Origin of the sequence: Cellulosimicrobium arenosum (genome assembly GCF_014837295.1) — a bacterium.
GTDB lineage: Bacteria > Actinomycetota > Actinomycetes > Actinomycetales > Cellulomonadaceae > Cellulosimicrobium > Cellulosimicrobium arenosum.
On the sequence record NZ_JACYHB010000008.1, the window covers coordinates 20,874 to 45,647 of the forward strand.

Below are 24,774 nucleotides of genomic sequence, written 5' to 3' on the forward strand. Positions count from 1 at the left end.
ACCTGCCGCCGTGGATCGTGCGATCTGCGTGATGAGCCCGCGGTCCCGCCCGACCTACCGTGATGCGGTCACTGTCGTGACGCCCCGCCGGAGGACGAGCAGGAGCGAGGAACGATGAGCGAGGACACGTCTGCCACCGTGGTCGGGCGGCCGCTGCCGCCGGAACGCACCCTGCCGTTCCCGCCGAGGCGCTCGGGCAGCCTCGCCGGGCGCACGCTCGCCGAGTCGACGTACTCGCCGAGGCCGCCGGAGCAGCACCTGCCCGACGACGCGCCGAACGTCGTCGTGATCCTCGTCGACGACGCCGGACCGGCGCTGCCGACCACGCTGGGCGGTCTGGTCCGCACCCCCACGCTCGACCGCGTGCGGGCGGGGGGCGTGGGGTACAACCGGTTCCACACGACGGCGATGTGCTCGCCGACGCGTGCGTCGCTGCTGACGGGCCGCAACCACCACCGGATCGGCAACGGTCAGATCGCCGAGCTCGCGAACGACTGGGACGGGTACTCCGGACACATCCCCAAGACCAGCGCGACGATGGCCGAGGTGCTGCGCCAGTACGGGTACTCGACCGGGGCGTGGGGCAAGTGGCACAACACGCCGGCGGAGGAGACGACGGCGGCCGGCCCGTTCGAGCGGTGGCCGACCGGGTACGGGTTCGAGTACTTCTACGGGTTCCTCGCGGGCGAGGCGTCGCAGTACGAACCCAACCTCGTGCGCAACACCTCGACCGTGCTCCCGCCGAAGACGCCCGAGGAGGGCTACCACCTCAGCGAGGACATCGCCGACGACGCGATGCGTTGGCTCCGGGAGCACAAGGCGTCCGCGTCCGACAAGCCGTTCTTCGTCTACTGGGCCACCGGTGCGCTGCACGGTCCGCACCACGTCATGAAGGAGTGGGCGGACCGGTACGCCGGGATGTTCGACGACGGGTGGGACGCCTACCGCGGGCGCGCGCTCGAGGGCGCGAAGGATGCGGGGTGGGTTCCCCAGGACACCGAGCTCACGCCTCGGGACGAGAGCCTCGACGCGTGGGACGACATCCCCGCCGACCAGAAGGCGTTCCAGTCCCGGCTGATGGAGGTGGCGGCGGGGTTCGGCGAGCACGCGGACGTGCAGGCCGGGCGGCTGCTCGACGAGGTCGAGCGGCTCGGGTACGGCGACAACACGATCGTCGTCTACATCTGGGGCGACAACGGGTCGTCGGGCGAGGGGCAGAACGGCACGATCAGCGAGCTCCTGGCGCAGAACGGCATCCCGAGCACCGTCGAGCAGCACATCGCGGCGCTCGACGACCTCGGCGGGCTCGACGCGCTCGGCACCTCCGCGACCGACAACATGTACCACGCGGGATGGGCCTGGGCGGGCTCGTCGCCGTACAAGGGGATGAAGCTGCTCGCGTCCCACCTCGGCGGCACGCGGAACCCGATGTTCGTGAGCTGGCCCGACCGCATCACGCCCGACTCCCGACCCCGGACCCAGTTCCACCACGTCGTCGACCTCGTGCCGACGATCTACGAGATCCTGGGCATCTCCCACCCGGAGACGGTCAACGGCATCCCGCAGGACCCGATCGACGGGACGAGCTTCGCGTACTCGATCGACGACCCGGACGCGGTAGGCCGGCACCGCACGCAGTACTTCGAGATCATGGGCAGCCGCTCCATCTACTCGAACGGCTGGATGGCCTCGGCCGTCGGGCCGCGCCTGCCCTGGGTCCCCGGGACCCCGGCGGGCATCACGACGTGGACCCCCGACCACGACGTGTGGGAGCTGTACCACTTGGACGAGGACTGGAGCCAGGCGCACGACCTCGCCGCCGAGCACCCCGAGAGGCTCGCCGAGCTCAAGGAGCTCTTCGCCATCGAGGCGGCGCGCAACGAGGCGCTGCCCATCGGCGGCGGACTCTGGGTGCTGGTGCACCCCGAGGACCGCATCACCCCGCCGTACTCGGAGTGGGAGATGTCCGGTGACACCGTGCGGGTGCCGGAGTTCTGCGCACCGGCGCTCGGCAACCGGCCGAACACCGTCACGATGACGGTCACGGTGCCCGAGCGGGCGGAGGGCGTGCTCTACAAGCTCGGCGGTGCGGGCGGCGGGCTCACGTGCTTCCTGCTCGACGGCGTGCTGACCTACGAGTACAACCTGTTCCTCATCGAGCGGACGGTCATCCGGTCGGACGCGCCGGTCGCGCCCGGCGAGCACACGATCGAGATCGCGACGACGTACGTCGAGACCCGGCCCGCCGGGCCGCTGCAGGTCGTCCTGAGCGTCGACGGCGACGAGGTCGCGTCCGGGACCGTACCGACCAGCGCACCGCTGCTGTTCTCCGCGAACGACTGCCTCGACATCGGCAGGGCGTACGGGGGTGCGGTGTCGCGCGAGTACGCCGACCGCATGCCGTTCGCCTTCACCGGGCGGATCGACGACGTCCGCATCGCCTACGTGGTCCCGGACGCGGACCCTGCATGACGACGCAGGACGCGTCGCCCGGCGAACCGGCGGGCGAACCGGCTGTACCGGAGCCGGTCGGACCGCACGGAACGGTAGCGCACCGGCAACCGCCGGGCGAGCGCACGCGTGCGGTGCTCGCCGTCGTCGTCTTGTCCGTGACCGCGATCCTGACGGCGTGGTGCGGGTTCGAGTCCTCGAAGTGGAGCGGGCAGATGTCCATCCGGTTCAGCGAGGCGTCGAGCGCGCGCATCGAGTCGATCGACCTCGCGAGCGAGGCCCGCGACGTCACCGCGATCGACCTGGCGATCTACCTGCAGTGGTTCGACGCGCGCGCGGCCGGCGACACGGAGCTGGCCGAGTACGTGCAGGCGCGCTTCACGCCCGAGTTCGTCGTCGCGTTCGACGACTGGCAGGCGGGCGGGGAGACGCTGCGCTCTCCCTTCGCCGAGGCGTCCTACGTGCCCGAGGGCCGCGCGGAGGCGGCGGCCGCGAGCACGAGGGCTGAGGCGAAGTTCGCGGCGGCGCTGCGCAGCAACCAGCGTGGGGACGACTACGCCCTGCTCACCGTGCTCTTCGCGCTCGTCCTGTTCTTCGTGGCGCTGTCCGAGCGGCACACCGAGCGATGGGCCGGCTGGTACCTGCTCGGGGCGGGGATGGTCGTGGGTGCCGTCGGCGTGGGGATCCTGGTGTCGTTCCCCGTCCTGGTCTGACGTGGCGCGACGCCCTCGCACCGTGCCGCCGCACTTCATGCGTTCTGCGTGAGGACGACGACGGCCCCGCGCGGCAACCTGGCAGGAGGCCCGCGGTCGACGCGGGCACGACGTGAGAGGGGCGGTCGACCATGACGCAGGAACTCGGGCAAGAGCTCCACGGTGATGCCGGGGACGTCGGCGACTTCGAGGAGGGCGGGCCCGTCGACTTCCTGGTCGTCGAGCTCCCGACGGACCGCGCGACGGGCGACGTCGCGTTCCCGCACCTGCTCGACCTCGTGGAGCGCGGCATCATCCGGGTGCTCGACCTGGTCGTGATCCGCCGCGAGGAGGACGGTTCGGTGACCGGCCTCGGCATGGAGGAGCTCGACGACGGCTCGACGGAGCTCGCCGTGTTCGCGGGCGCCCGCTCCGGCCTCCTGGGCGACGACGACCTGGCCGAGGCCGCCGGCGCCGTCGAGCCCGGCATGACGGCCGTGGTGCTCGTCTACGAGAACGCGTGGGCCGCCCCGTTCGCGACTGCGCTGCGTCGCAACGGCGCCCAGCTCGTCGCGAGCGGCCGCATCCCCGTCCAGGCGATCCTCGCGTCGCTGGACGCCGCCGAGCCGGGCGTCTGAGCCCGGCCTTCCTGAGAGGACACTCCCGTGCCAGGACTTCTTCGCGGCGTCGCGCGGACCGCCGCCATCGCCGGGACGGCGACCGCCGTCTCCAACCGCGTCTCGCGCCGCCAGGCAGGCCGGTGGGCGGCGCAGCAGCCCGCGGAGCCCGCGCCGACGTACGCGGCGCCACCCCCGACGTACGCGCAGCCGGCGTACGCCCCGCCCCCTCCGGCGTCGTCGGGGACGGACGCACGGATCGAACAGCTCACCCAGCTCGCCGCCCTGCGTGACCAGGGCGTGCTCAGCCCTGCCGAGTTCGAGGCGGAGAAGGCACGGATCCTCGCCGACTGATCGCGGTCGGCTCGACGAAAGGCACGGACATGGACACCTTCTGGGACTGGTTCGGGTTGATGATCTGGTGGTTCTTCCTCGTGATGTACCTGGTGATCCTCTTCCAGATCATCGGCGACCTGTTCCGCGACCGGCACCTGAGCGGGTGGTGGAAGGCCGTGTGGCTGCTCGCGCTGGTCGTCGTGCCGTTCCTGACCGCACTGATCTACCTCGTCGCGCGCGGTCGGGGCATGGCGGAGCGTCACGCCGAGCGGCTGGCAGGCGCGCGGGCGGACACGGAGGCGTACATCCGCGGCGTGTCCGGCGCGTCCGCGGCGTCGCAGATCTCCGACGCGAAGGCCCTGCTCGACGCGGGGACGATCGACGAGCGCGAGTTCGCCGCGCTCAAGGCGAAGGCCCTGGCCTGAGCCCGACCCGCACCCGGCACACGCAGCACCGACCGCGCCGATCGTCTCGGCTCGTCGAAAGGACCGAACGATGACCGACCAGCGCCACGTGCTGCGACCCACCTACACCCGGGACGGGGTGCGCGCCGTCGCGCCGCGCCTGCAGATCCCCGACGGCGAGATGGAGCCGACGTCCGCGTACCAGCTCGTGCACGACGAGGTCATGCTCGACGGCAACTCCCGGCTGAACCTCGCGACCTTCGTCGCGACGTGGATGGGCGACGAGGCCGACCGCCTCTACGCCGAGGTCTACGACAAGAACATGGTCGACAAGGACGAGTACCCCCGGACGGCAGCGATCGAGGAGAACTGCTGGCGCATCCTCGGATCCCTGTGGAACGTGCCCGACGTGACGGACTGCATCGGCACGTCCACGGTCGGGTCGTCCGAGGCGTGCATGCTCGGCGGCCTCGCGCTCAAACGCCGGTGGCAGCTCGCGCGGCGCACGGCCGGGATGTCGGCCGACCGCCCGAACCTCGTGATGAGCTCGGCGGTGCAGGTGTGCTGGGAGAAGTTCTGCAACTACTTCGAGGTCGAGCCGCGGTACGTGCCGATCACCGCCGAGCACCCGTGCCTCGACGGCAGCAACGTCGAGGAGCACGTCGACGAGAACACCATCGGCGTCGTGGCGATCATGGGCGTCACCTACACGGGCATGTACGAGCCGGTGCAGGAGATCGCGGCCGCGCTCGACGCCCTGCAGGAGCGGACGGGGCACGACGTGCCGATCCACGTCGACGGGGCGTCCGGGGCGATGATCGCGCCGTTCATCCAGCAGGACGTCGTGTGGGACTTCCGGCTCGAGCGCGTGCACTCGATCAGCACGTCGGGCCACAAGTACGGCCTGGTGTACCCGGGGGTGGGCTGGGTCGTGTGGCGCACGCTCGACGCGCTGCCCGAGGAGCTGATCTTCCGGGTGAGCTATCTCGGCGGGGACATGCCGACCCTCGCGCTGAACTTCTCGCGCCCGGGCGCCCAGGTGCTGCTGCAGTACTACCAGTTCCTGCGGCTCGGGCGGGAGGGGTACACCGCGATCCAGCAGGAGTGCCAGGACGTCGCGAAGTACCTCGCCCGCGGCATCGCGGACATCGGCGCGTTCGACCTGTGGAACGACGGGTCGGACATCCCCGTCTTCGCGTGGCAGCTCAAGCCCGGGCACACGGAGAACTGGAGCCTGTACCACCTCTCCGACCGGCTCCGGATGAAGGGCTGGCTCATCCCGGCGTACCCGATGCCCGACGACCTCGGCGACGTCACCGTGCAGCGGATCGTCGTGCGCAACGGTGTGAGCCGGGACCTCGCCGACGACCTGCTCGCGGACATCCGGGTCGAGACCGAGTGGCTCGACGGGCTCTCGTCGCCGATGCCCGTCGAGGGCCTGCGACCGAGCTTCCACCACTAGCCCTCGTGGACCGGGCGGCGGTGGGAGGAGCCGTGAGCGCCTCGACGGGAGCGCTCGAGGTACGACGACGGCTGCGCCGCGAGGCGTGGGGCTTCGCGCTCGGCTCGCTGTGCTTCCTCGTCGGTGCGCTCCCGCCCTATGCCGACGCGGTCGGCGCCGTGACCGTCGGGGTGACCTTCTTCGTCGGCTCGCTGCTCTTCACGGCGGCGGCGTTCGTCCAGCTCGCTCTCAGCGGGCGGCGACCCCCGCGCGCCGGCACGCACCCCGCGGACCGGTGGGACTGGTGGGGCGCGGCGGTCCAGCTGGTCGGGACGGTGTGCTTCAACGTCAGCACGGCGGCGGCGCTGGTCGCGGCGGTCGCCGAGCCGACGCTGACCGGTGCCGGCTGGCGGCCCGACGCCTATGGTTCCGTGGCCTTCCTCGTCTCCTCCGCACTCGCGATCGTCGCGACCCGGGACCGGGGACACCTCTGGGACACCGACGCCCGCACCTGGCACGGCACGTGGCTCAACGTGCTCGGGTCCGTCGCCTTCGCCGCCTCCGCCGTCGGGGCGTACGTCGACCCGTCCACCGGGGACTACGTCAGCACGTGGTGGGACGACGCCGGCACGATCGTCGGGGCGGTGTGCTTCCTGGTCGCGGCGCTGCTCTCGCGCCGCTCCGTCGATGGGAATTCGCCGAGTGATGCACTCCCGGCCGAGTGATGCCGTCATCGAGGACGAGCTGGAGCGGCGGACCTCAAGGGTCAGGCCCGGCCGGTGCGCTCCAGGACGCCGCGCACGTAGGCCGCCTGGCCCGCGTGCTGCAGGCTGTCGACCGCGACGCTGATCAGCCGTGCGCCGAGCGTGACGGGCGGGTCCCACGCCTCGTCGACCACCCGGTCGAGGTCGTCGTCCGTGAGCGCCGCGAGCGCGTCGGCCGACTCGGACTGCACGGCGTCGACGTACCCGAGCAGGAGCTCGGCGCTCGCGCGGACCTGCGCGACGTCGTCGGGCGACTGGCCGTAGCCGGACGCCGAGTCGTCGAACGGCAGGTCGAAGAGCCGGGCCCAGCCGTCGCGGGTCCACACCTGGTCGCGCCCGACGGCGGCGGCGACCTGCGCGTCCTGCCCGCGGGCCAGGTGCCAGGCGAGCCAGGCGATGGTGTTGGCCTCGGGGTCGAGCCGCGCGGTGAGCGCGTCGTCGCCGAGGCCGTCGACGGCGCGGGCCGCCGTCGGGCCGATGCGTCCGAACAGGTCGTCGAGCAGTGCGTGTGCGTCCACAGGTTCGCCTCTCGTCGGTAGGTGCACCGCCAGCGTCTCCCGGCGCGACGGGTCCTCGCGACCGGAGGCGGTCGACGGCCGGCCGAACCCGTGGCGCGTTGCCCGGTCCCGCCGCCGGAGAGCCGACCGGGCCGGGTTCAGTCGAGGCGCACGACGACGGTCCCGGCCTTGTGCTCGTCCTCGACGTGCCGGTGGGCGTCGGCGATCTCGTCGAGCGAGTACGTGGCGTCCACGACCGGACGGAGCGCGCCGGAGCGACCGAGGGACAGCGCGGTCCGCAGGGTCGCGGCCTTCTGCGCGTCGGACCGCAGGCCGGTGAACGCGACGACGCCGCGGCGACCGCGCGTGCGCCGCCCGGTCCACAGGTTTCTCCACAGGATCGGCAGGGACGGGACCGTCGTGAGGTAGACACCGTCGTCGGTCAGGAGGTGACGGCAGCGGCGGTACGAGCTCACGCCCGCGGCGTCGAGCACGACGTCGTACCGCGCCGTCGTCGCCGTGAAGTCTTGCGCCGTCCGGTCCACGACGCCGGTGGCGCCCAGCTCTCGGACCAACCCGGTCCCACGGGGTCCGCACACGGCGGTGACCTGCGCCCCGGTGTGCACGGCGACCTGGACCGCCGCCGTCCCGACGCACCCCGAGGCGCCGATCACCAGTACCGACTGCCCGGCCCGGACCCGGGCGTGGACCGCGAGGAAGGGCAGCGCGGTCAGGGGGCCGGCGGCGAGGACCGCGGCGTCGACGGCGGTGAGGTCGTCCGGCACCGGCTCGACCACCCCGTCCGCGCGCAGGACCACGAGCTCCGCGTGCGCGCCGGCACCCATGTGCGTGAGCCCGACGACGCGGTCGCCGACCGAGAACCTGGTCACCCCGTCGCCGACGGCCACGACCTCCCCGGCGACCTCGCCGCCGAGCACCGGGTGACGCGGCCGACGCAGGCCGAACGCGAGGCGCGCGAACCACGGCGTGCCGGAGCGTGCCGCGACGAGAGCGGCCTCGATCGTGCTCGCGCGGTTGCGCACGAGGATCTCGCCCGCGCCGGGCGCGGGGTCGGCGAGCTCGGCGACGTGCACGACCTCGGGCGGTCCGTACGTGGTGGAGACTGCTGCGAGCATCGACGTGTCCTCTCGTGGGCGGGTGTCGTCAGGTGCCGTCGGGGGTGTCCTCGGGGTAGCCGAAGACCTCGTCCAGCGGTGCCCGCAGCGCGCGGGCGACGAGGAACGCCGTCTCGAGCGACGGCGAGTAGCGCCCCTGCTCGATCGCGATGACGGTCTGGCGGGTGACACCGACGCGGTCCGCGAGCTCGGCCTGCGTCATCTCACCGCGGGCGAAGCGCAGGGCACGGATGGAGTTGGTGACCCGGGTCGGTCTGCCGCCCATGTCAGACCCCCCGGCGGTAGGCGACGATCGTCGTCACCGACGACAGGACGGCGGAGACGACGAACCCGAGGTAGACGGCGTTGGCGATCCAGAAGTAGTCGGCCTCGACGAGGGCGAGCACGAGTGCCACGAGCGCCCCCGCGATCACGCCCCACCAGCCGACGGCGACACCGCGCCGTGCGAGCTCGCGGTCGCGCTCGTCGCTCCGGTAGCTCTCGCTCGGACGGACCACCTCGACCACGATCCGTACGACGACCGCCGCGACGACGGAGGCGACGATCGTCCACAGCAGCGGGGCGACGTACGCGACGTCGGCGAGCGTCCCGCCCTGCGCCGTCGAGAGGAGCACTCCCACGTAGACCCCGTAGACCACGACGCTCACCACGAGGTAGACCCACGTGCCCTTCTCCTCGTACGACATGCTGGCTCCCACGGGTGATGTCAAAGATTGCTGACATGAACGAATGTAAAGCAGAACAGACACGACGTCAAGAATGATCGACATACCACGGTGGCCAGGAACAGAGGCGACGCCGTCACGCGACCGTCGTGCGAGCTCGGCGAGCGGACCGTCATCGGCGAAGGTCGAGCGAAGGCGGCGAACCTGGCGCGCCGACCGCGTCCCCGGCCACCTCCCCGAGAGGGAGTTCCCGACCGGCGGTAGTTTGAGCAGCGGACCGACCAGGAGCGCGACAGAGGGGACCGTGGGGATGAGCGAGGACCAGATCCTCACGGTGATCGGTGTCGCGGCGCTCGCGGGCGTCGCGGTGGTCGGGGTGAACGCGGTCGCGCGGCGGTCCGGGGTCGCGGCCCCGCTGCTGCTCGTGCTGCTCGGCGTGGTGATCAGCTTCCTCCCGTTCGTGCCGGCCGTCGAGGTCGCGCCCGAGTGGATCCTCGCGGGGGTGCTCCCGCCGCTGCTGTACTCGTCGGCGGTGCGGATGCCGACGATGGACTTCCGCCGCGACTTCACGGCGATCGGCGGGTTGTCGGTGGTGCTCGTGGTGGTGAGCTCCGTGCTGCTCGGTCTGCTGTTCACCGTGCTGGTCCCGGACCTCCCGCTGGCGACGGGCATCGCGCTCGGCGCGATCGTGAGCCCGACGGACGCGGCCGCGACCGCGATCGTGCGCCGGCTCGGGGCGTCGCCGCGCGTGGTGACGGTGCTCGAGGGCGAGAGCCTGCTCAACGACGCGTCGGCGCTCGTGCTGCTGCGCTCCGCCGTCGCGGCGACGGCGGCGAGCGTGTCGCTGTGGTCGGTCGCGGGGGACTTCGTGCTGGCCGTGCTGATCGCCGTGGCGGTCGGGTTCCCGGTCGGGCTGCTGGGGTTGTTCGTACGGGCGCGGCTGGGCCGCGCCTCGCTGAGCACCGCCGTGTCGTTCGTCGTCCCGTTCGTCGCGTACCTGCCCGCGGAGCTGCTGGGGGCCTCGGGCCTCGTCGCGGCGGTCACCGCCGGACTCGTCACGGGCAACGGGTCGGCGAAGTACCTGCGCCCCCAGGACCGGATCTCGGAGCGGTCGAACTGGGGGATGGTCGAGATCCTGCTCGAGGGCGGGGTGTTCCTCCTCATGGGCCTCGAGCTGTTCGACCTCGTGGCGGACGTCGTCGACACCAACGGCGATCTCTGGCAGGCGGTCGGGGTCGCCGCCCTGACGATCGTGGCGGTCGTGCTCGTGCGGTCGGCGTACGTGCTGCCGCTCGTGCGGGGTGCCGGCCGGCGCGCGCGGCGCGGCGAGCGGGTCCGTCCCGCGATCACGGGCATGCAGCACCGGCTCGACGCGAAGTTCGGGCCCGACGGCGAGCGGCTCGCCCCCACCCTCGGCCCAGCCGGGTCCTCGGCCGGGTCCGTGCCCGCCGCGGACGACGCGACCGGGCTCACCGCGGAGATGCACGCGATCGGCCCGCACCTGCCGTACGCCCCGAACGAGGCTCGGCGAGGTCAGCGGACCGGCGGACCGCGGGCGGATCCGCAGGCGCGGGTCGGTCGCATGCGCGCCGTCCTGCGCCGGCGCGTCGCGGACATCGACTACCTGACGGCGGAACCGCTGGGCCCCCGGGAGGGCGTGCTCCTCGTGTGGGCCGGGATGCGCGGCGTCGTGACCGTCGCGGCCGCCCAGTCGCTGCCCGGTGGGACGCCGCACCGATCGCTGCTCGTCCTCGTGGCGTTCGGCGTCGCGGCGGGCTCGCTGCTGCTCCAGGGCGGCACGTTGCCGTGGGTCGTGCGCCGTCTGGGTCTGTCAGGGGGGTCCTCGCGGGCCGACGGCGACCGCGCGTCGCTGCGCGCCGAGATGGACGACGCCGCGGTCCAGGTGGTCGACGCACCGGACCTCCGCCGACCGGGAGGCAGGTCGTACGACCCGGTGGTCGTCGACCGCGTCCGGCACGACGTCCTCATCGACCTCGAGAACGGCGACGCCGACGACGCGACGCCGGCGGACCTGTTCGACCAGTACCGCGAGCTGAGGCTGCGGGCCATCGAGGCGCGGCGGGCGCGGCTGCTGGAGGCGAGGTCGGCGGGCGTCTACAGCTCCCAGGCCCTGACCTACGCGCTCAACCTGCTCGACGCCGAGCAGATCGACCTCGAGCTCCGGCGCGGTCCCACCGACGGGGGCGACGACACCTGAGCAGCGCCCGCGCCAGGACCGTCCGCGCCAGGACGCCGTGGGGACCGGTCGGAGATCGTCAGCCGAGCGGTGCGCACAGGCAGAACGGGTGGCCCTCGGGATCGGCGTAGACACGGAACGGGTCCTCGGGATGGCCTTCCTCCTCGGGTGTCCCCGTCAACGGGGTCGCGCCGCACGCCAGCGCGTGCTCGTGCGCGGCCTCGAGGTCAGGGACGCGGAGGTCCAGGTGCACTCGTGCGCCACCGGGCCACGGCGGGACCGGCGCGTCGGAGCGCTGGAGCGCGAGGCGCGTGATGCCGTCCCCGGGCGACTCGAGGGTCAGCCAGTCGTCACCGTCGGGATCGGGAGCCTCGTGCCCCGGCGTGTACGCCCACCCGGCGAGCCGTCGGTAGAACTCGGCGAGCCCGCGCGGGTCGCGCGCGTCGACGGTCACGTTGCGCAGCGGCATCGGCGTGAGCGGCGCGCCGGGTCCGCCCGCCTCGCCTGCGGGGGCGCTCATGCCAGGGCCCCGCGCAGCCATGCGACGTCGGCGGGCGCGTCCGCGTGCGTCTCGCAGACGACGGACGTGCCCGCGTCGCGCACGACGCCGAGCAGCAGGTCCGGGTCGATGGTCCCGGCCGTGAGGCCCGCGTGCCGGTCGGCGCCGGAGCCGGCGGTGTCGCGGCTGTTGTTGAGGTGCACCAGGTCCACGCGGCCGGTGATCGCGCGGACGTCCGCCACCGCGGAGGTGAGGTCGATCCCACCCGCCCAGGCGTGGCACGTGTCGAGGCAGAAGCCGACGTTCTCGGCGCCGTCGGCCTGCTGGACCGCAGCCCACAGGCCCTCGATCCGGTCCAGGCGCCGGGCCATGGAGAAGTCGCCGCCCGCCGTGTTCTCGATGTACACCGTCACGTCGGTCTCGAGCGCGTCGATCGCCTTGCGCCAGTTGTCGAACCCCTTCGCGGGGTCCTCCTTCGCGGTGACGTGCCCGCCGTGCACCACCACGCCCGTGGCGCCGATCGCGGACGCCCCGTCCGCGATCTGCTGGAGCAGCTTGCGGCTCGGGATCCGGATCCGGTTGTTGGGGCTCGCGACGTTGATGACGTACGGGGCGTGGACGACGAGCTGGAGGTCGGCCTCCCGGGCAGCGTCGCGCAGCGCGTCGGCGCCGCCGGGGAAGGTGAACTCCGGCCCCTTCCAGGACTGCGGGTCGCCGAGGAAGACCTGCGCGACGTCCGCGCCGACCTCCCGCGCCTGAGAGATGACGTCCGACTGGTCGAGATGGGCTCCGATCCGCATGGTCCTCAACCTACGCGGAACCACCCACGTCGCGCCGCACGGGCGGTACGTAGCGTCAGCGTTCCAGGGTCCGGAAGATCGTGTCCTTCTGGAGGTCGCGCAGCGCGGACCGCGCGCGTCGTCTGCGGTCGGTCGGGTCCACGGTGCGCTCGTCCCCGGGGTTGGCCGAGCGGCGGACCTCGCCGTGCTTGTTCAGCCCGAGGTCCAGGTCCTGGTCGCCCGACGCGTGGGTCGTGCGCGGGTGGTTCGTCGTCGACGGGGCGGTGGTGGCGCCTGGCGAGGAGAAGAGAGGGTGGTCGGGCACGAGGGGCTCCAGGGTGTCGGTGGAACCACCATCGTGCGACGGAAAGGTTTCCCGACCTCGTCGGGCGCGTTTCGTCCGTGTTGCGCGACTAGAGCTGTGCGGCGCGGGCGTCCGAGGCGCCGGCGCCGGCGCCGGCGCACGACGCGACCTCCTGCCCGTCGACGCGCAGCGATGCCCGCCAGGTCCATCCCGGCGCCAGCCCGTCGAGCGCCGCCTCCGGCACGTTGACGGCCTCGGCGACCGATCCCGCGGAGGTCGTGCCCTCGATCTGCTGCCAGGTGCTGCCGCCCGCGTCGAACGAGACACGGAACGTGCTCGCCTCCTCGGAGACGGGTGCGCCGTCGACGTCCTGCACCGCCAGGACCAGGTCGGCGTCCACCGGCTCGTGGGTCTCGGTCCCGGCCGCGGCGTCGACGAAGTAGACCGCGGTCAGCCCCGTCCACCCCGACCCGTAGGGCGTGCTCGGGTCGGGGTCCGTGCTGCTGCGTGTCACGCCCCACCGGGTTGCGGTCACCGTCGTGGGGACGAAGTCGGCCTCGACGGACACGAAGGTGAGCGGCGCGGTCGTCGAGTCTGCGGTCGGCGCCGGGTCGCACCCCGTGACCCACGACGACGAGGCCGTGCTCGTCGGGCCGAGCGCGAATGCCGCGCCCGTGCCGCACAGCACCACCGCGGCGGCGGTCACCAGGGCGGAGGCGCGGCGGCGGGCGAGGGGCCGCGCGGCGTCGGGCCTGGTCCGGTGGAGCACGACGGTGCTCAGCATCGAGTCCGCGAACGTCTTGCGCTGCGGGTGCCACAGGGGTCGCAGGTATCCGATGAGGAGGACGCAGTCCACGACGTGCGCGAGCCAGCGCAGCACCGTCGTGACGATGCCGGCGGGCCGGCCGGTCTCCTGCCGGACGACGACGATCCCGGCGACGCGCTTGCCGGGCGTCGCCCCCGTGTACGCCTGGAGCAGCGCCAGGCCCAGCACCGTCAGCGCGAGCCAGGCGCTGTCGTCCACGCCGACGCCCGCGCCGGCCCCGGACGAGAGGCCCGGCAGCACCGCGGGCGCGCTCGTCGCGCCGGCCGCGAGGAACGCCACGCCCCCGACGACCGCGGTGTCCAGCAGGTAGGCGACGACGCGCCGGGCCCAGCTCGCGTACGGGGGCTGGTCCGGGTCCTGCCCGACGCCGTGCAGGTGCGTCTCGAGGTCGCCGGACCTCGCGTCGTGCGAGAGGACGGGTGCCCCGGTCGGTGCGTCGCTGGTCACGGCAGGATCTTCGCAGAACGGACGGGCGACGTCACGCGTGCGGGGTCCCGTCCGCGGGCTCGGCCCCCGACGGGGGAGGCACTCGGGCCCAGGGGCTCAGGCGCCCAGCGGGAACCGTCCGGCCGGGTCGTAGCGCGCCCGCACCGACCGCAGCCGCGAGGACGTCTCCGGTGACCACGCGCGCTCGAGCGTCTCCTCGGTCCACGGGCCGGACAGGAAGTTCGCGTTCGTCTCGCTCGCGGCCCACGGCGCCGACCACGCCGCGAGCGCCTGCGCGTTCGCCACCATGTCGGGGACCCGGGGCGGGTCCACCCCCACGAGGCTGAGCAGGAAGCCTGCGGTCCGGCCCCCGGCCGCCGACCCGCCGTCGACGTCGCGTGCCGCCGCGCCCCCGAGGTGCCGGAGCTCCGCGGCGACGAACGGCGAGTCGCTCCCCGGCCCGTACTCGGCGAGGAACCGGTCGACGAACGACTCGTCCACCTCGCGCAGCCCTGCGCCGGACACCCACGAGGGGCTCGCGTCCTCCGGGTCGGCGTGGATCGTCGCGACGGCGGTCGTGGGGATCTCGCCGAGCGCGTCGGTCAGGACCGGGGCGAGCGCGCGCAGCGGTGCGGCTCGGAGCGCTCCTTCGTGGGCGTCGCCCGCGTAGGCGAAGCGCACGGTGAGCACCGTGCGCCCGCGCAGCGGCTCGGGGACGAACGGCAGGTCGGGGAGCGCGAGGATCACGGCGGACGTCGAGACGTCGTCGGGTGCGGTGGCCGTCCACCGGGCCCAGCCGCGGAACGCGTCCTCGACGTGCGGGGTGTCGAAGGTCAGCGACCCGGCGTACAGGCTGCTCAGCTCGACGAGCTCGAGATCGAGGCGCGTCACGACGCCGAGACCGCCCTTGCCGCCCCGCAGCGCCCAGAACAGTTCCGGCTCGTGCTCGGCGTCCGTCTCGACCACCGTGCCGTCGGCGAGCACGACACGTGCCCCGCGGACCCGGTCCGTCGTGAGCCCGTGGCTGCGCACCAGCGGGCCGATCCCGCCGCCGAGCGTGTACCCGACGACGCCGACGTGCGTGGACGACCCGGTGATCGGCGCGAGCCCGTGCACAGCCGCGGCGTCGATCACGGCCTGCCAGCGGGTGCCCGCACCGACGCGCGCGACCCGGGTCGCCGGGTCGATCTCGACGCCGGCCAGGCCCTGGGTCCCGACGACGACGCCGTCGGTCACGGGCCACGCGGCCCCGTGGCCGGTCGCGTGCACGCGGACGGGCAGGTCGTGCGCGGCGGCGAGCCGGACCGCCTCGACGACGTCCGCCTCGGACTCCGCGAGGACGACGACCGCCGGGTCGTGCTCGATCAGGGTGCTGTGGGCGGCGACGGACTGTGCGGCGGTCGGGCCGTCGCCGGGAAGGTCGTCGCGCAGGAGCACGCGACCGGTGAGGCGCGCGCCGAGAGCGGCGACCGCGTCGAGCAGGACGATGGAGGGTGCGCTGGTCGTCATAGGAGGAGGAGAGGCCCGCGCGTCGGCTTCGTGACGTCGGGTCGACGGGCGCTACCGCTCGGCGAGGGCCGTCAGCACCCGCTGCACCGACGAGCCCAGACCCCATCGCTCGGTGAGCGCCGCGAGCGCGTCCGGGTCCGCCGGGGCGCTCGGCAGCGCGTCGTGGACGTCGCCCACCGGGGCGTCGCGGGCCACCTGCACGACGACGGGCGCGGCCTCGAGGTAGTCCGCGGCCTCCGTCAGACGGCGGCGCTGGGTCGCCGTGAGGCCAGGGTCGCCGGCATCGCGCGCGGCCAGCACGCCCGCGAGGTCGCCGTACCGGTCGAGCAGCGCGACCGCCGTCTTCTCCCCGATGCCGGGGACGCCGGGCAGGCCGTCGCTCGGGTCGCCCCGGAGGGTCGCCATGTCGGCGTACGCGGCGCCGGTCGCCAGCCCGTAGCGCTCGGCGAGCCGCGACTGGTCGACGACGTCGAGGTTCCGCACGCCCTTGGTGGGGTAGAGGATGCGCACGCCGGCGGAGTCGTCGACGAGCTGGAACAGGTCGCGGTCCCCGGTCACCACCTCGACGAGCGCCCGGTCCCCGCGACCGGCCGCGCGGCCGGACGGGCCCGGTCCGTCGTCGGGTGTCCCCGCGTGCCGCGCGACCTCGAGCGTCGTGAGGGTGCCGATCACGTCGTCGGCCTCGTACCCGGGCACGCCGACACGCGCGATCCCCAGGGCCGCGAGCACCTCGACGATCACGGGGACCTGGACCAGGAGCCTCTCGGGGACCTCCTCGATGCTCCTCGGGCCGGTCGCGCCCGGCTCCTCGCGCGCGACGCGGTGGGCCTTGTACGAGCTGATGGCCTCGACGCGGAACGCGGGCCGCCAGTCGTCGTCCCAGCACGCGACGAGCCGGTCGGGCCGCCGGTCCGTCACGAGCGTCGCGATCATGTCGAGCAGCCCCCGGACCGCGTTGACGGGCGTGCCGTCGGGGGCCTTGATCGAGTCCGGGACGCCGAAGAAAGCGCGGAAGTACAGGCTCGCGGTGTCGAGCAGGAGAAGCTCGGTGCTGGTGCTGGTGCTGGTGCTGGTGCTGGTGCTGGTGCTGGTGCTGGTGCTGCTGCTGCTGGTTCCCGGTGCCGTCGCGTCGGTGCTCTCGGTCATGCCGTCATCCTGCCGCACGCGTGTGACGTCGTGCCGCACGGCGCCGTCTCGATGCGACCGGCGAGCGACCGATGAGAGCGGACGTCGTGAGCGGTCGACCCTGGGAGCGGGCCGGACGTCCGGTGCCCGGCCCCGCGATCCACCTGGAGGCACCATGCTCGGCAAGGGTTTCAGCGGGTTCTCGGTCGACGACGTCGGCGCGGCCCGGACGTTCTACGCGGAGACGCTCGGCGTGCCCGTGCGGGGCGAGGACATGCTCTGGCTCGACCTGCCGGGCAGCACCGGCATCCTGGTGTACCCCAAGGGCGACGCGCACGAGCCCGCGTCCTTCACGATCCTCAACTTCCCCGTCCAGGACGTCCCGGGGACGGTCGCGGCGCTGCGCGAGCGCGGCGTCGCGTTCGAGCGGTACGCGGGCACGCCGGTCGAGACCGACGACGACTACGTGTTCCGGGGCGGCGGGCCGCTCATCGCGTGGTTCCGCGACCCGGCGGGCAACGTGCTGTCGGTGATCCAGGACGACGGCGCGGGGGAGTAGCACCGTCTCGATCGCCACCACGTACCGAGAGCCTGCCGCTCGACGGGTCAGGTGTGCTCGCGGGCCCAGCGCTCGGCGGCGTCGAGGGCCTGCTGCATGCCCCCGAGGACCTCGTCCGTCGCCTCGATGACGGCGTCCTCACCGAGCTCGTCGACGGTCCCGGTGCGCTGGAGCAGTGCGTACATCGCGGGGGAGATGCCGGCGAGGTAGAGCCGGTTCCCCTGGGCCTGCAGCGTCTTCGCGGTGCGGTGCAGCAGGTCGACCATCGCCGACGACGGGATGTCCGGGAGCGTGCGCAGCACGAGCACGAGCGCGGCCCCGTGGGCGTCGTCGCCGCGCGGGAGCGCGCGCTCGATCGTGGGGAGCCCGGCGAAGAACGACGTCCCGGCGTAGTCGACGATCGTGACCTCACCGGACGTCAGCGTGGGCGGGACGTCGGGCGACGCGTGCCAGCGGCCCTCGCCGTCGCGCGTCAGCAGGAGGAGCCGCGACTGCCGGGCGGCCTGCACGCAGTAGAGCAGGAGGGAGAGCACCGCGCCGAGCACGATCGCCTGCTGGAGCGGCAGCGCCGTCGTCGCGAGGAACGTGAGGACCATCGCGGCGGACGACAGCGGCGAGGTCCGCAGCACCAGGCGGATCTCGCGCCGCTTGCCCCAGATCAGCTCACCGCCGACGACGAGGATGAGCCCGCCGATCACGGGCATGGGGATGAGCTCGGCGACACCGCCCAGGAGCACGACGACGAGCGCGAGGAACACGCCGCTGACGACGCCGGCCCAGCGCGTCTGCGCCCCCGCGTCCACCGCGACCCCGGTGCGCGACATCGACCCGCCGCTCGGCAGGGCCTGGAAGAAGCCGCCCGCGACGTTCGCCCAGCCCTGGGAACGGAAGTCGGCGTTCGCGTCGGAGCGCGACCCGTCGGGGTTCGGCATCGACGGCGCGATGCTCGCGGCCTGCGCGAGACCGACGAGCGCGACGGCGAACGCGCCGCCCACGAGCGACGGCGCCACGGACAGGTCGGGCAGGGACAGGCCGGGGAGCGCCGCAGGGATCGACGCGATGTCGGACACCTGTCGCACGTCGATCGACGCGAGCACCACGACGACGCTCACGACGACCATCGCCACGAGCAGCGCGACGGGCACGAGCCGCTCGACGCGGCGCGCGAGGGCCCAGACGACGACCGTCGCCACGGCGACGAGCGTGGCGGCGAGCTCCCACGAGCCGATGTGCACGAGCCAGTCCCCGAGCTGGTACAGCCGGTTGTGTCCCCGCGGGTCGTACCCGGTCGCGTCCTCCAGCACGCCGGTGACGATCTGGAGCGCGATCCCGGTGGAGAAGCCGGTCATGACCGCGTTCGACACGAAGCTCATGACCGCGCCCAGGCGCAGGAAGCCCATGAGGAGCATCGCGATCCCCACCATGACGGTCAGCGTCGCGACGTTCGCCGGGTCCTTCGGATCGAGGCCGACGCCGCTGAGCACGCTCTGCGACGTCAGCGCGATCGCGCTCGTGAGGGTCGTGACCATGAGGACCGTGCGCGCGGTGAGCGAGCCGACGATCGCCGGCACCACACCGGCGTAGAGACCCGCGACGGGGTTGAACCCGGCGATCGACGCGTACGCCATGCCCTCGGGGATGGAGAACAGGCCGGTGACCATGCCGGAGACGACGTCCGACTTCTTGGGCCTGCCGATGCGACGGCCGAGCCTGCGGGCCGCCGACGGGGGCTCCGTCGGCTGCGGACGGGCATCGTCGGACGAGCCCGCCTGGCCGGGCTCGTGCGGGTGCGCGGGCATGCCGAGAGCGAACCACGCGAGGCAGAGCACCGCATCTCGGCTGCGCCTCGCCACGACGCAGCTCCGGTGGCGGTTCCCCGGGGGCCGCCATAGTGTCGGCACGGCCGGGACGCCGCCACGTCCGTGGAGACGAGCCCCGTCCCGCTCGACCGACCGACGTGATCGAGAAGGAGCCGACGTGGCAACCCTGACCGTGTGGAAGTTCGACGACGCGAGCGGTGCGGAGCGGGCCGAGCGACAGCTGCTTTCCCTCCAGAAGCAGGAGCTCGTCCACGTGCAGGACGCCGCGACGGTGTCCTGGGAGCCGGGCAGGAAGAAGCCGAGGACGAGGCAGGGCACCAGCACCACGGGTGTCGGTGCGCTCGGCGGCACCTTCTGGGGGCTGCTCTTCGGCCTGATCTTCCTCGTCCCGCTGCTCGGTGCCGCGATCGGTGCCGCCACGGGCGCGCTCGCCGGCGCGCTGACGGACGTCGGGATCGACGACGACTTCATCGAGTCGGTCCGCAGCAAGGTCACTCCTGGCACGTCCGCGCTGTTCGTCCTCACGACCGGGGCGGTTCTCGACCGCGTCCACGACGCGCTGCGCGCGGAGGGGTTCGAGGGCGAGCTGATCCAGACCAACCTGTCGGCGGAGGAGGAGGCCCAGCTCCGGGCCGCCTTCGACGAGAACGACTGACCCTCCTGCTGCGCGTTCGCCGCCGCCGCGCCTCGACCACGACGAAGGAGCCCGACCCATGGGTGCTGCGATCGGACAGTCGCTGCCTGTCGCGCTCGGTGTGATGATCAGCCCGCTTCCCATCGTGGCGGTGGTCCTCATGCTCAGCAGCGCCAAGGGCAAGGTGAACGCGTTCGCCTTCCTGCTGGGCTGGTTCGTCGCGGTGGGTGGCGTCGCGCTCGTCGTGGCGCTGCTCGCGGGCTCGGGGGCCGACGACGACGGGGCCGCGCCCGCCTGGGCGGCGTGGCTCAAGATCGTCCTCGGCGTCCTGCTGCTGCTCGTCGCGGTGCGCCAGTGGCAGGGACGTCCCCGGGCAGGCACGGAACCGCCGACGCCGAGGTGGATGCAGGCGGTCGACACGTTCACGCCCGTGAAGGCGGCAGGTCTCGCCGTCCTCCTGGGTGCGATCAACCCGAAGAACCTGCTGCTCGTGGTCTCCGGCGGTTCGACGATCGGCGCCGCTGCCGCCGGCGACACGACCGTGAGCGTCGTCGCGGCGATCGTCTTCGCCGTCGTCGCGAGCATCGGCGTGGCACTGCCGGTGGTCGTCTACGTGTCGACGGGCGACCGGGCGGGGAAGATGCTCGACGAGATGAAGGCCTGGCTGGTCGGCCACAACGCCGTCGTCATGGCGGTCCTGCTGCTCGTCATCGGCGCGAAGATGCTCGGGGACGGCATCTCGCTGCTCTGAGCCGGCACGCCGGCTCGGATCGCCGAGGCTAGTCGATGCCTTCCCTGCGACGCTCGTCGACGGTCCGGGCCGCTTCGCGCGCCGCGCGCTCGTTCGCGCGGCGCCGCGAACCACGACGGCCGCTCCTCTTGTCCCGGGCCGCCTTCTCCGGGTCGTGCAGCAGCTCCGAGTCGACGAGCTCGTGGCGCTGCAGGTAGGTGTTGCCCACCGCCTGGATCGTGGCCGCGATCGGGAGCGAGAGGAACGCGCCGAGCGCGCCGAACACGGCACCGAAGGCGAGCACGACGACGAAGCTCACCGCCGGGTTCATCTCCAGCGCTCGCGCCGAGACCTTGGGCGAGAAGACCAGGTTCTCGAGCTGCTGGTAGGCGATGATGAAGATCAGCACGGCGACGGCCTGCGGCACCCCCTGCGAGGTCAGCGCGACCGCGACGGGGAGCGCGCCGCCGATGTAGGTGCCGATCGTGGGCACGAACTGCGAGACGACCCCCGTGAACACCGCGAGCGGCAGTGCGTACGGCGTGTCCACGATGAGCAGGAACACGAACGTGAACGCGGCGGACAGCGATGCCAGGACGATGCGAGAGCTGATGAAGTCCGAGACCTTGATCTGCGTGACCTCCCACAGGTACAGGACCTCCTCCTGCCGGTCCGGGGACAGGAACCGGCAGACCGCTGCCCGGAACGACGGGCCGGCGGCGAGCAGGTAGTAGGTGACGAGCAGGATCGTCAGCGCCGCGAAGATGCCGCCGATGATCGTGGAGCCGATGACGATCGCGCCCGTCGCGACGTCCTGCCCGAACTGGGAGAACACCTCGTGCAAGAGCTCGTCCGACGCCGGGAGCACCACGTCGAACTGGCTCTCGAGGTACTCGCTGACGTTGAGGTAGAGGCGTGGGACCGCCTCCCCCAGCTGGAAGAGCTGCTGGATGAACAGGTTGCCGAAGAGCGCGAGGATCACCAGGATCACGACGATCGACCCGATGAGGGAGACCCCGGCCGCCAGCCCCCGCTTCCATCCGTGCCGCACGAGCCACACCACGATCGGCTCGAGAGCGAGCGCGAGGAAGAACGCGAGGAGGACGTTGACGCCCAGCCCCTTCAGCTGACCCAGCGCGTACCACGCGAAGATGGCGAGGAACACTCCCACGACGGCCATGAGCATCGCGCGGGGGATCCAGCGGGGCGGTCGGCGCGAGTCGTGCTGGACGGGGCGCGTGCCGTCGTCGACCGCGGGCTTGGGCTCGCTCATGCGTCCGAACGTAGCGTCGCACCCGGCGTCGGGCACACGGGCGCGCCGCCCTCCCGGATGCCGAAACCGCCCGACGGTGCCACGATCGACGCGCACGCCGTCGGGCCCGGTCCGGGGTCCAGGACAGGGAAGGAAGAACATGTCACGTCAGTCACAGGTCACCGCGTGGGTCGGATGGGTCTGGTTCGCGGGGATCGTGCTGGTCATGATCGGCCTCTTCAACGTCATCAGCGGCGCGGTCGCGGCCTTCTCGCCGAAGGACCTGGTCACGGTCTCCGAGGGTGCCGTCGTCGTGCTCGACGTCTCGACGTGGGGATGGATCCACCTGGCCTCCGGGGTCCTCATCGCGCTCGTCGGTTTCTTCCTCCTCGCCGGGCGCCGATGGGCCCGTCTCGTCGCGATCGTCCTCGTCGTGCTGAACACCCTGACCCAGTTCACGACGCTCCAGCTCACGCCGTGGTGGTCGCTCGCGACCATCGTCCTCGACCTCTTCGTGCTGTGGGCGCTCATCGTCCACGGCGACGAGGCCGAGCGCGCGGCGCGCTGAGCCGCCGACCCAGCCAGTCGCTCAACCGCCACCCCAACACCCGGGAGAATCCTCATGGCCACCTCCAGCTTCGGTCCCGTCGAGATCGTCGCGCTCGCGTTCCCGTCCGACCGGATCCCCGCCGAGGTCCAGACGGCCGTGCGTGACGTGTTGGCCGCCGGCACCGTCACGCTCCTCGACCTGGCCGTCGTGCGTCGCGACGAGTCCGGCGAGGTCGAGCTCATCGAGGTCGCCGACCTCGGGGACGAGTACGAGATCACGGACGTCACGCTCGCCGGCGAGGGGCTGGCGGGCGAGGAGGACCTGCAGGAGATCGCCGCCGGGCTGGCCGATGCGTCGTCCGCGCTGGTGCTCGTCGTCGAGCACACGTGGGCGCGCGGCGTGGTCAGCGCCGCCGCCGACGCCGGGGGCATCGTGCTCGCGAGCGAGCGCATCCCCGCCGAGGTCGTCAACGAGGTCGCCGACCTCATGCTCGTCGAGGACTGACCGACCCGCTGACCGTCCACCCCGCACGACACGCGAAACCACGAAGGAGAACTCCCATGCCCCCCATCGGTCGTCGTCGCATCGGACGCCCCGGTCTCATCGGGACCGCCGCACGCACCGCGGTCATCGCCGGGACCGCCACCGCCACCACCGGCGCGATGGCCCGCCGCCAGGCGAGCAAGCAGCAGCAGAGCTTCGAGCAGCAGCAGTACGCGGCGCAGCAGGAGCAGGCCCGCATCGACGCCGCCGCGCAGCAGGCGGCGGCGCAGTACGCCCAGCCCGCCCCGCCGACCCAGTACGCGCAGCCCGCCCCTGCCGTCCAGGACGCCCCGGTGGCGCAGGACGACCTGCTCGCGCAGATCGAGCGGCTGGGCCAGCTGCACGCGTCGGGCATCCTGTCCGACGCGGAGTTCTCCGCCGCCAAGGCCAAGCTGCTCGGCTGAGCGGCCCGCCCGACCCGAGAGGCAGGACCAGCATGGCGACCTTCACGGTCTGGAAGTTCGACACCCCCGAGGGCGCTGACACGGCGTCCGGGATCCTGCACGACGCCGCGTCCCAGGGCCTCGTCACGATGATCGACACCGCGGTGGTCAGCTGGCCCGAGGGAGCCAAGAAGCCGACGACCCGGCACGGACAGCAGGGCGAGTGGCGCGGTGCCGGGTGGGGCGCCTTCTGGGGCTTCCTGCTCGGGATGCTGTTCTTCATCCCGCTCATCGGAGCCGCCGCCGGGGCGGCGATCGGGGTCGCGGCGAAGGCGATGGAAGCCGTGGGCATCAACAAGGACCAGCTCGAGCGCATCCGCGAAGGAGTGACCCCCGGGTCCTCCGCGCTGTTCGCCGTCACCGAGGGCGCCGACATGGACCGTCTGGGCGAGCGGTTCCACGGTGCGGTGGGCACCCTCGTGTCGACGAACCTCACCCCGGCGGAGAAGGCGAACCTGCTCGAGACGTTCGACTGATCGCCGACGCCGCGGGCCGTCAGTCGTCGAGCCGCGCCGGCAGGCCGAAGAGCGGGAACCAGGACGCGGTGTCCAGGAACGCGTTGATCGCGACGACACGTTCGCCGTCCGTCTCGATCACCTGCAGCGCCCACGGCTCGTGTCCACCGCCCGGCGCCGGGCGGTACTGGCCGAACCCGAACGTCCCGTTCGCCCGGACCGGGACGAGGCGGGAACCCTCGCACTCGTACCCGGGGCCGACCATCCACGCGACGACGTCCGCCGTGCCACGCAGCCACAGCGGGTACGGAGGCATGGACAAGGTCGCGTCCTCGTGCAGGATCGCGACGAGCGCGTCCATGTCGTAGCGCTCGAACGCGTCGAGGTACCGCTCCAGCAGGCGCTGCTCGACCTCGCCGAGCGCGTTCCGGTCACTGGCCGGCCTCCGATCACCGGCCGACCCGGCCGTGGGTGCCTCGTCCTCTCCCGCATCGAGACCCGAGCTGCCCCAGTGCGCGCGGGCGGCCATCGTGGCGCGAGCGCGCTGGAGCGCGCTGTTCACCGACGCCACCGTCGTCTCCAGGAGCTCCGCGACCTCGGTCGCCTGCCAGCGCAGGACCTCGCGCAGCAGCAGCACCGCGCGCTGCCTCGGCGGCAGGTACTGCAGCGCCGCGACGAACGCCAGCCGGATGCTCTCGCGACCGACCGCCACCTGGGCGGGGTCGCCGTCGTGCGGCAGGACGCGGTCGTCGGGCACGGGCTCGACCCAGGTCTCCTCCGGCAGCACCTGCCCGAGGTTCTCCACCTCCGGGGCCTGCGGGCCCCCCAGTCCCATCGGACGTTCCCGACGCTTGCGCGCCGCGAGCGCGTCGAAGCACACGTTCGTCGCGATCCGGTAGAGCCACGAGCGCACGGAGGAACGACCCTCGAACCGGTCGTACGCGCGCCAGGCGCGCAGGAGGGTCTCCTGCACGGCGTCGTCGGCCTCGAAGGCCGAGCCGAGCATGCGGTAGCAGTACCCGGTGAGCTCGCGACGGTAGGACGCGAGCACGTCGTCCAGGTCCGGGCGCTCGGGGCGAGCGGAACTGTCGGTCGGCGGTGCAGCAGTCATGCTGTCGGT

Annotated in this window: 28 protein-coding genes; 15 read left to right on the forward strand and 13 right to left on the reverse strand. The window is 72.8% G+C overall.

The window, feature by feature from the left end:
• Positions 1–114: 114 nt before the first annotated feature.
• The 7 genes from IF651_RS10795 (at position 115) to IF651_RS10825 (ending at position 6,666) form a co-directional block, all read left to right on the forward strand.
• On the forward strand, positions 115–2,472 hold the full coding sequence (locus IF651_RS10795; protein WP_191829132.1) for an arylsulfatase: 2,358 nt from the start codon (positions 115–117) through the stop codon (positions 2,470–2,472).
• Positions 2,469–3,164, forward strand: a complete 696-nt coding sequence (locus tag IF651_RS10800) for a hypothetical protein (RefSeq protein WP_241744349.1) — start codon at positions 2,469–2,471, stop codon at positions 3,162–3,164. Before IF651_RS10795 ends, IF651_RS10800 begins: the two co-directional genes overlap by 4 nt.
• A gap of 131 nt (positions 3,165–3,295) precedes the next feature.
• A complete protein-coding gene (locus IF651_RS10805; protein WP_191829133.1) occupies positions 3,296–3,781 on the forward strand; it encodes a DUF6325 family protein in 486 nt (161 codons plus the stop codon).
• 27 nt (positions 3,782–3,808) lie between these two features.
• Complete coding sequence (locus IF651_RS10810) at positions 3,809–4,114, forward strand: SHOCT domain-containing protein (protein ID WP_191829134.1); 306 nt, start codon at positions 3,809–3,811, stop codon at positions 4,112–4,114.
• A 29-nt stretch (positions 4,115–4,143) separates the two neighbouring features.
• Positions 4,144–4,521 (forward strand): PLDc N-terminal domain-containing protein, encoded by a 378-nt coding sequence (locus IF651_RS10815; RefSeq protein WP_191829135.1) that lies wholly within the window; start codon positions 4,144–4,146, stop codon positions 4,519–4,521.
• Positions 4,522–4,591: 70 nt separating this feature from the next.
• The gene (gene gad, locus IF651_RS10820) at positions 4,592–5,962 is read left to right on the forward strand and encodes a glutamate decarboxylase (RefSeq protein WP_191829136.1); all 1,371 of its coding nucleotides are present in this window, start codon (positions 4,592–4,594) and stop codon (positions 5,960–5,962) included.
• Positions 5,963–5,994: 32 nt separating this feature from the next.
• On the forward strand, positions 5,995–6,666 hold the full coding sequence (locus IF651_RS10825; protein WP_191829137.1) for a YrhK family protein: 672 nt from the start codon (positions 5,995–5,997) through the stop codon (positions 6,664–6,666).
• Between the two features lie 41 nt (positions 6,667–6,707).
• Here the strand turns inward: IF651_RS10825 and IF651_RS10830 are convergent, their stop codons facing one another.
• The 4 genes from IF651_RS10830 to IF651_RS10845 form a co-directional block, all read right to left on the reverse strand.
• Positions 6,708–7,223 (reverse strand): mycothiol transferase, encoded by a 516-nt coding sequence (locus IF651_RS10830; RefSeq protein ID WP_191829138.1) that lies wholly within the window; start codon positions 7,221–7,223, stop codon positions 6,708–6,710.
• Positions 7,224–7,360: 137 nt separating this feature from the next.
• A complete protein-coding gene (locus IF651_RS10835; protein ID WP_191829139.1) occupies positions 7,361–8,338 on the reverse strand; it encodes an NAD(P)-dependent alcohol dehydrogenase in 978 nt (325 codons plus the stop codon).
• Positions 8,339–8,366: 28 nt separating this feature from the next.
• A complete protein-coding gene (locus IF651_RS10840) occupies positions 8,367–8,603 on the reverse strand; it encodes a helix-turn-helix transcriptional regulator (protein WP_191829140.1) in 237 nt (78 codons plus the stop codon).
• A 1-nt stretch (position 8,604) separates the two neighbouring features.
• The gene (locus tag IF651_RS10845) at positions 8,605–9,024 is read right to left on the reverse strand and encodes a hypothetical protein (RefSeq protein WP_191829141.1); all 420 of its coding nucleotides are present in this window, start codon (positions 9,022–9,024) and stop codon (positions 8,605–8,607) included.
• Between the two features lie 289 nt (positions 9,025–9,313).
• Here IF651_RS10845 and IF651_RS10850 point away from each other — a divergent pair, with 289 nt between their 5' ends.
• Positions 9,314–11,221 (forward strand): cation:proton antiporter, encoded by a 1,908-nt coding sequence (locus IF651_RS10850; RefSeq protein WP_191829142.1) that lies wholly within the window; start codon positions 9,314–9,316, stop codon positions 11,219–11,221.
• A 58-nt stretch (positions 11,222–11,279) separates the two neighbouring features.
• Here the strand turns inward: IF651_RS10850 and IF651_RS10855 are convergent, their stop codons facing one another.
• The 6 genes from IF651_RS10855 to IF651_RS10880 all read right to left on the reverse strand — a co-directional run bounded on the left by IF651_RS10855 (position 11,280) and on the right by IF651_RS10880 (position 16,689).
• A complete protein-coding gene (locus IF651_RS10855; protein ID WP_241744350.1) occupies positions 11,280–11,720 on the reverse strand; it encodes a VOC family protein in 441 nt (146 codons plus the stop codon).
• Positions 11,717–12,499 carry a deoxyribonuclease IV gene (locus IF651_RS10860; RefSeq protein WP_191829143.1) on the reverse strand — a complete coding sequence of 261 codons (783 nt, stop codon included), beginning with the start codon at positions 12,497–12,499 and terminating at the stop codon, positions 11,717–11,719. Before IF651_RS10860 ends, IF651_RS10855 begins: the two co-directional genes overlap by 4 nt.
• 55 nt (positions 12,500–12,554) lie before the next feature.
• The gene (locus tag IF651_RS10865; RefSeq protein WP_191829144.1) at positions 12,555–12,803 is read right to left on the reverse strand and encodes a hypothetical protein; all 249 of its coding nucleotides are present in this window, start codon (positions 12,801–12,803) and stop codon (positions 12,555–12,557) included.
• A gap of 88 nt (positions 12,804–12,891) precedes the next feature.
• Positions 12,892–14,055: an RDD family protein gene (locus IF651_RS10870; protein WP_191829145.1), complete on the reverse strand. Its 1,164-nt coding sequence runs from the start codon at positions 14,053–14,055 to the stop codon at positions 12,892–12,894.
• Positions 14,056–14,151: 96 nt separating this feature from the next.
• A complete protein-coding gene (locus IF651_RS10875) occupies positions 14,152–15,543 on the reverse strand; it encodes an FAD-binding oxidoreductase (RefSeq protein ID WP_191829146.1) in 1,392 nt (463 codons plus the stop codon).
• Between the two features lie 51 nt (positions 15,544–15,594).
• Positions 15,595–16,689, reverse strand: a complete 1,095-nt coding sequence (locus tag IF651_RS10880; protein ID WP_191829147.1) for a 5'-3' exonuclease — start codon at positions 16,687–16,689, stop codon at positions 15,595–15,597.
• A 154-nt stretch (positions 16,690–16,843) separates the two neighbouring features.
• Between IF651_RS10880 and IF651_RS10885 the strand changes: the two genes are divergently transcribed.
• Entirely contained in the window at positions 16,844–17,227 is a 384-nt protein-coding gene (locus IF651_RS10885; RefSeq protein WP_191829148.1) for a VOC family protein, read from the forward strand.
• Between the two features lie 47 nt (positions 17,228–17,274).
• On the opposite strand, the gene IF651_RS10890 is transcribed toward IF651_RS10885, so the two are convergent.
• Positions 17,275–19,026 (reverse strand): SulP family inorganic anion transporter, encoded by a 1,752-nt coding sequence (locus IF651_RS10890; RefSeq protein WP_191829149.1) that lies wholly within the window; start codon positions 19,024–19,026, stop codon positions 17,275–17,277.
• A 178-nt stretch (positions 19,027–19,204) separates the two neighbouring features.
• Between IF651_RS10890 and IF651_RS10895 the strand changes: the two genes are divergently transcribed.
• Together IF651_RS10895 and IF651_RS10900 are read left to right on the forward strand one after the other, a co-directional pair.
• The gene (locus tag IF651_RS10895) at positions 19,205–19,702 is read left to right on the forward strand and encodes a DUF1269 domain-containing protein (protein WP_191829150.1); all 498 of its coding nucleotides are present in this window, start codon (positions 19,205–19,207) and stop codon (positions 19,700–19,702) included.
• Positions 19,703–19,760: 58 nt separating this feature from the next.
• A complete protein-coding gene (locus tag IF651_RS10900; protein ID WP_191829151.1) occupies positions 19,761–20,432 on the forward strand; it encodes a GAP family protein in 672 nt (223 codons plus the stop codon).
• 28 nt (positions 20,433–20,460) lie between these two features.
• Here IF651_RS10900 and IF651_RS10905 read toward each other — a convergent pair whose 3' ends face one another.
• Positions 20,461–21,684, reverse strand: coding sequence for an AI-2E family transporter (locus IF651_RS10905; protein WP_241744351.1), 1,224 nt, complete (start codon positions 21,682–21,684; stop codon positions 20,461–20,463).
• Positions 21,685–21,823: 139 nt separating this feature from the next.
• Between IF651_RS10905 and IF651_RS10910 the strand changes: the two genes are divergently transcribed.
• The 4 genes from IF651_RS10910 to IF651_RS10925 are packed head-to-tail and all read left to right on the forward strand — an operon-like array spanning position 21,824 to position 23,675.
• On the forward strand, positions 21,824–22,231 hold the full coding sequence (locus tag IF651_RS10910) for a DUF7144 family membrane protein (RefSeq protein ID WP_191829152.1): 408 nt from the start codon (positions 21,824–21,826) through the stop codon (positions 22,229–22,231).
• Between the two features lie 54 nt (positions 22,232–22,285).
• A complete protein-coding gene (locus tag IF651_RS10915) occupies positions 22,286–22,717 on the forward strand; it encodes a DUF6325 family protein (protein WP_191829153.1) in 432 nt (143 codons plus the stop codon).
• Between the two features lie 56 nt (positions 22,718–22,773).
• Entirely contained in the window at positions 22,774–23,160 is a 387-nt protein-coding gene (locus tag IF651_RS10920; protein WP_191829154.1) for an SHOCT domain-containing protein, read from the forward strand.
• Between the two features lie 32 nt (positions 23,161–23,192).
• The gene (locus IF651_RS10925; RefSeq protein WP_191829155.1) at positions 23,193–23,675 is read left to right on the forward strand and encodes a DUF1269 domain-containing protein; all 483 of its coding nucleotides are present in this window, start codon (positions 23,193–23,195) and stop codon (positions 23,673–23,675) included.
• A gap of 19 nt (positions 23,676–23,694) precedes the next feature.
• Here the strand turns inward: IF651_RS10925 and IF651_RS10930 are convergent, their stop codons facing one another.
• Entirely contained in the window at positions 23,695–24,765 is a 1,071-nt protein-coding gene (locus IF651_RS10930; protein ID WP_191829156.1) for a sigma-70 family RNA polymerase sigma factor, read from the reverse strand.
• Positions 24,766–24,774 lie beyond the last annotated feature (9 nt).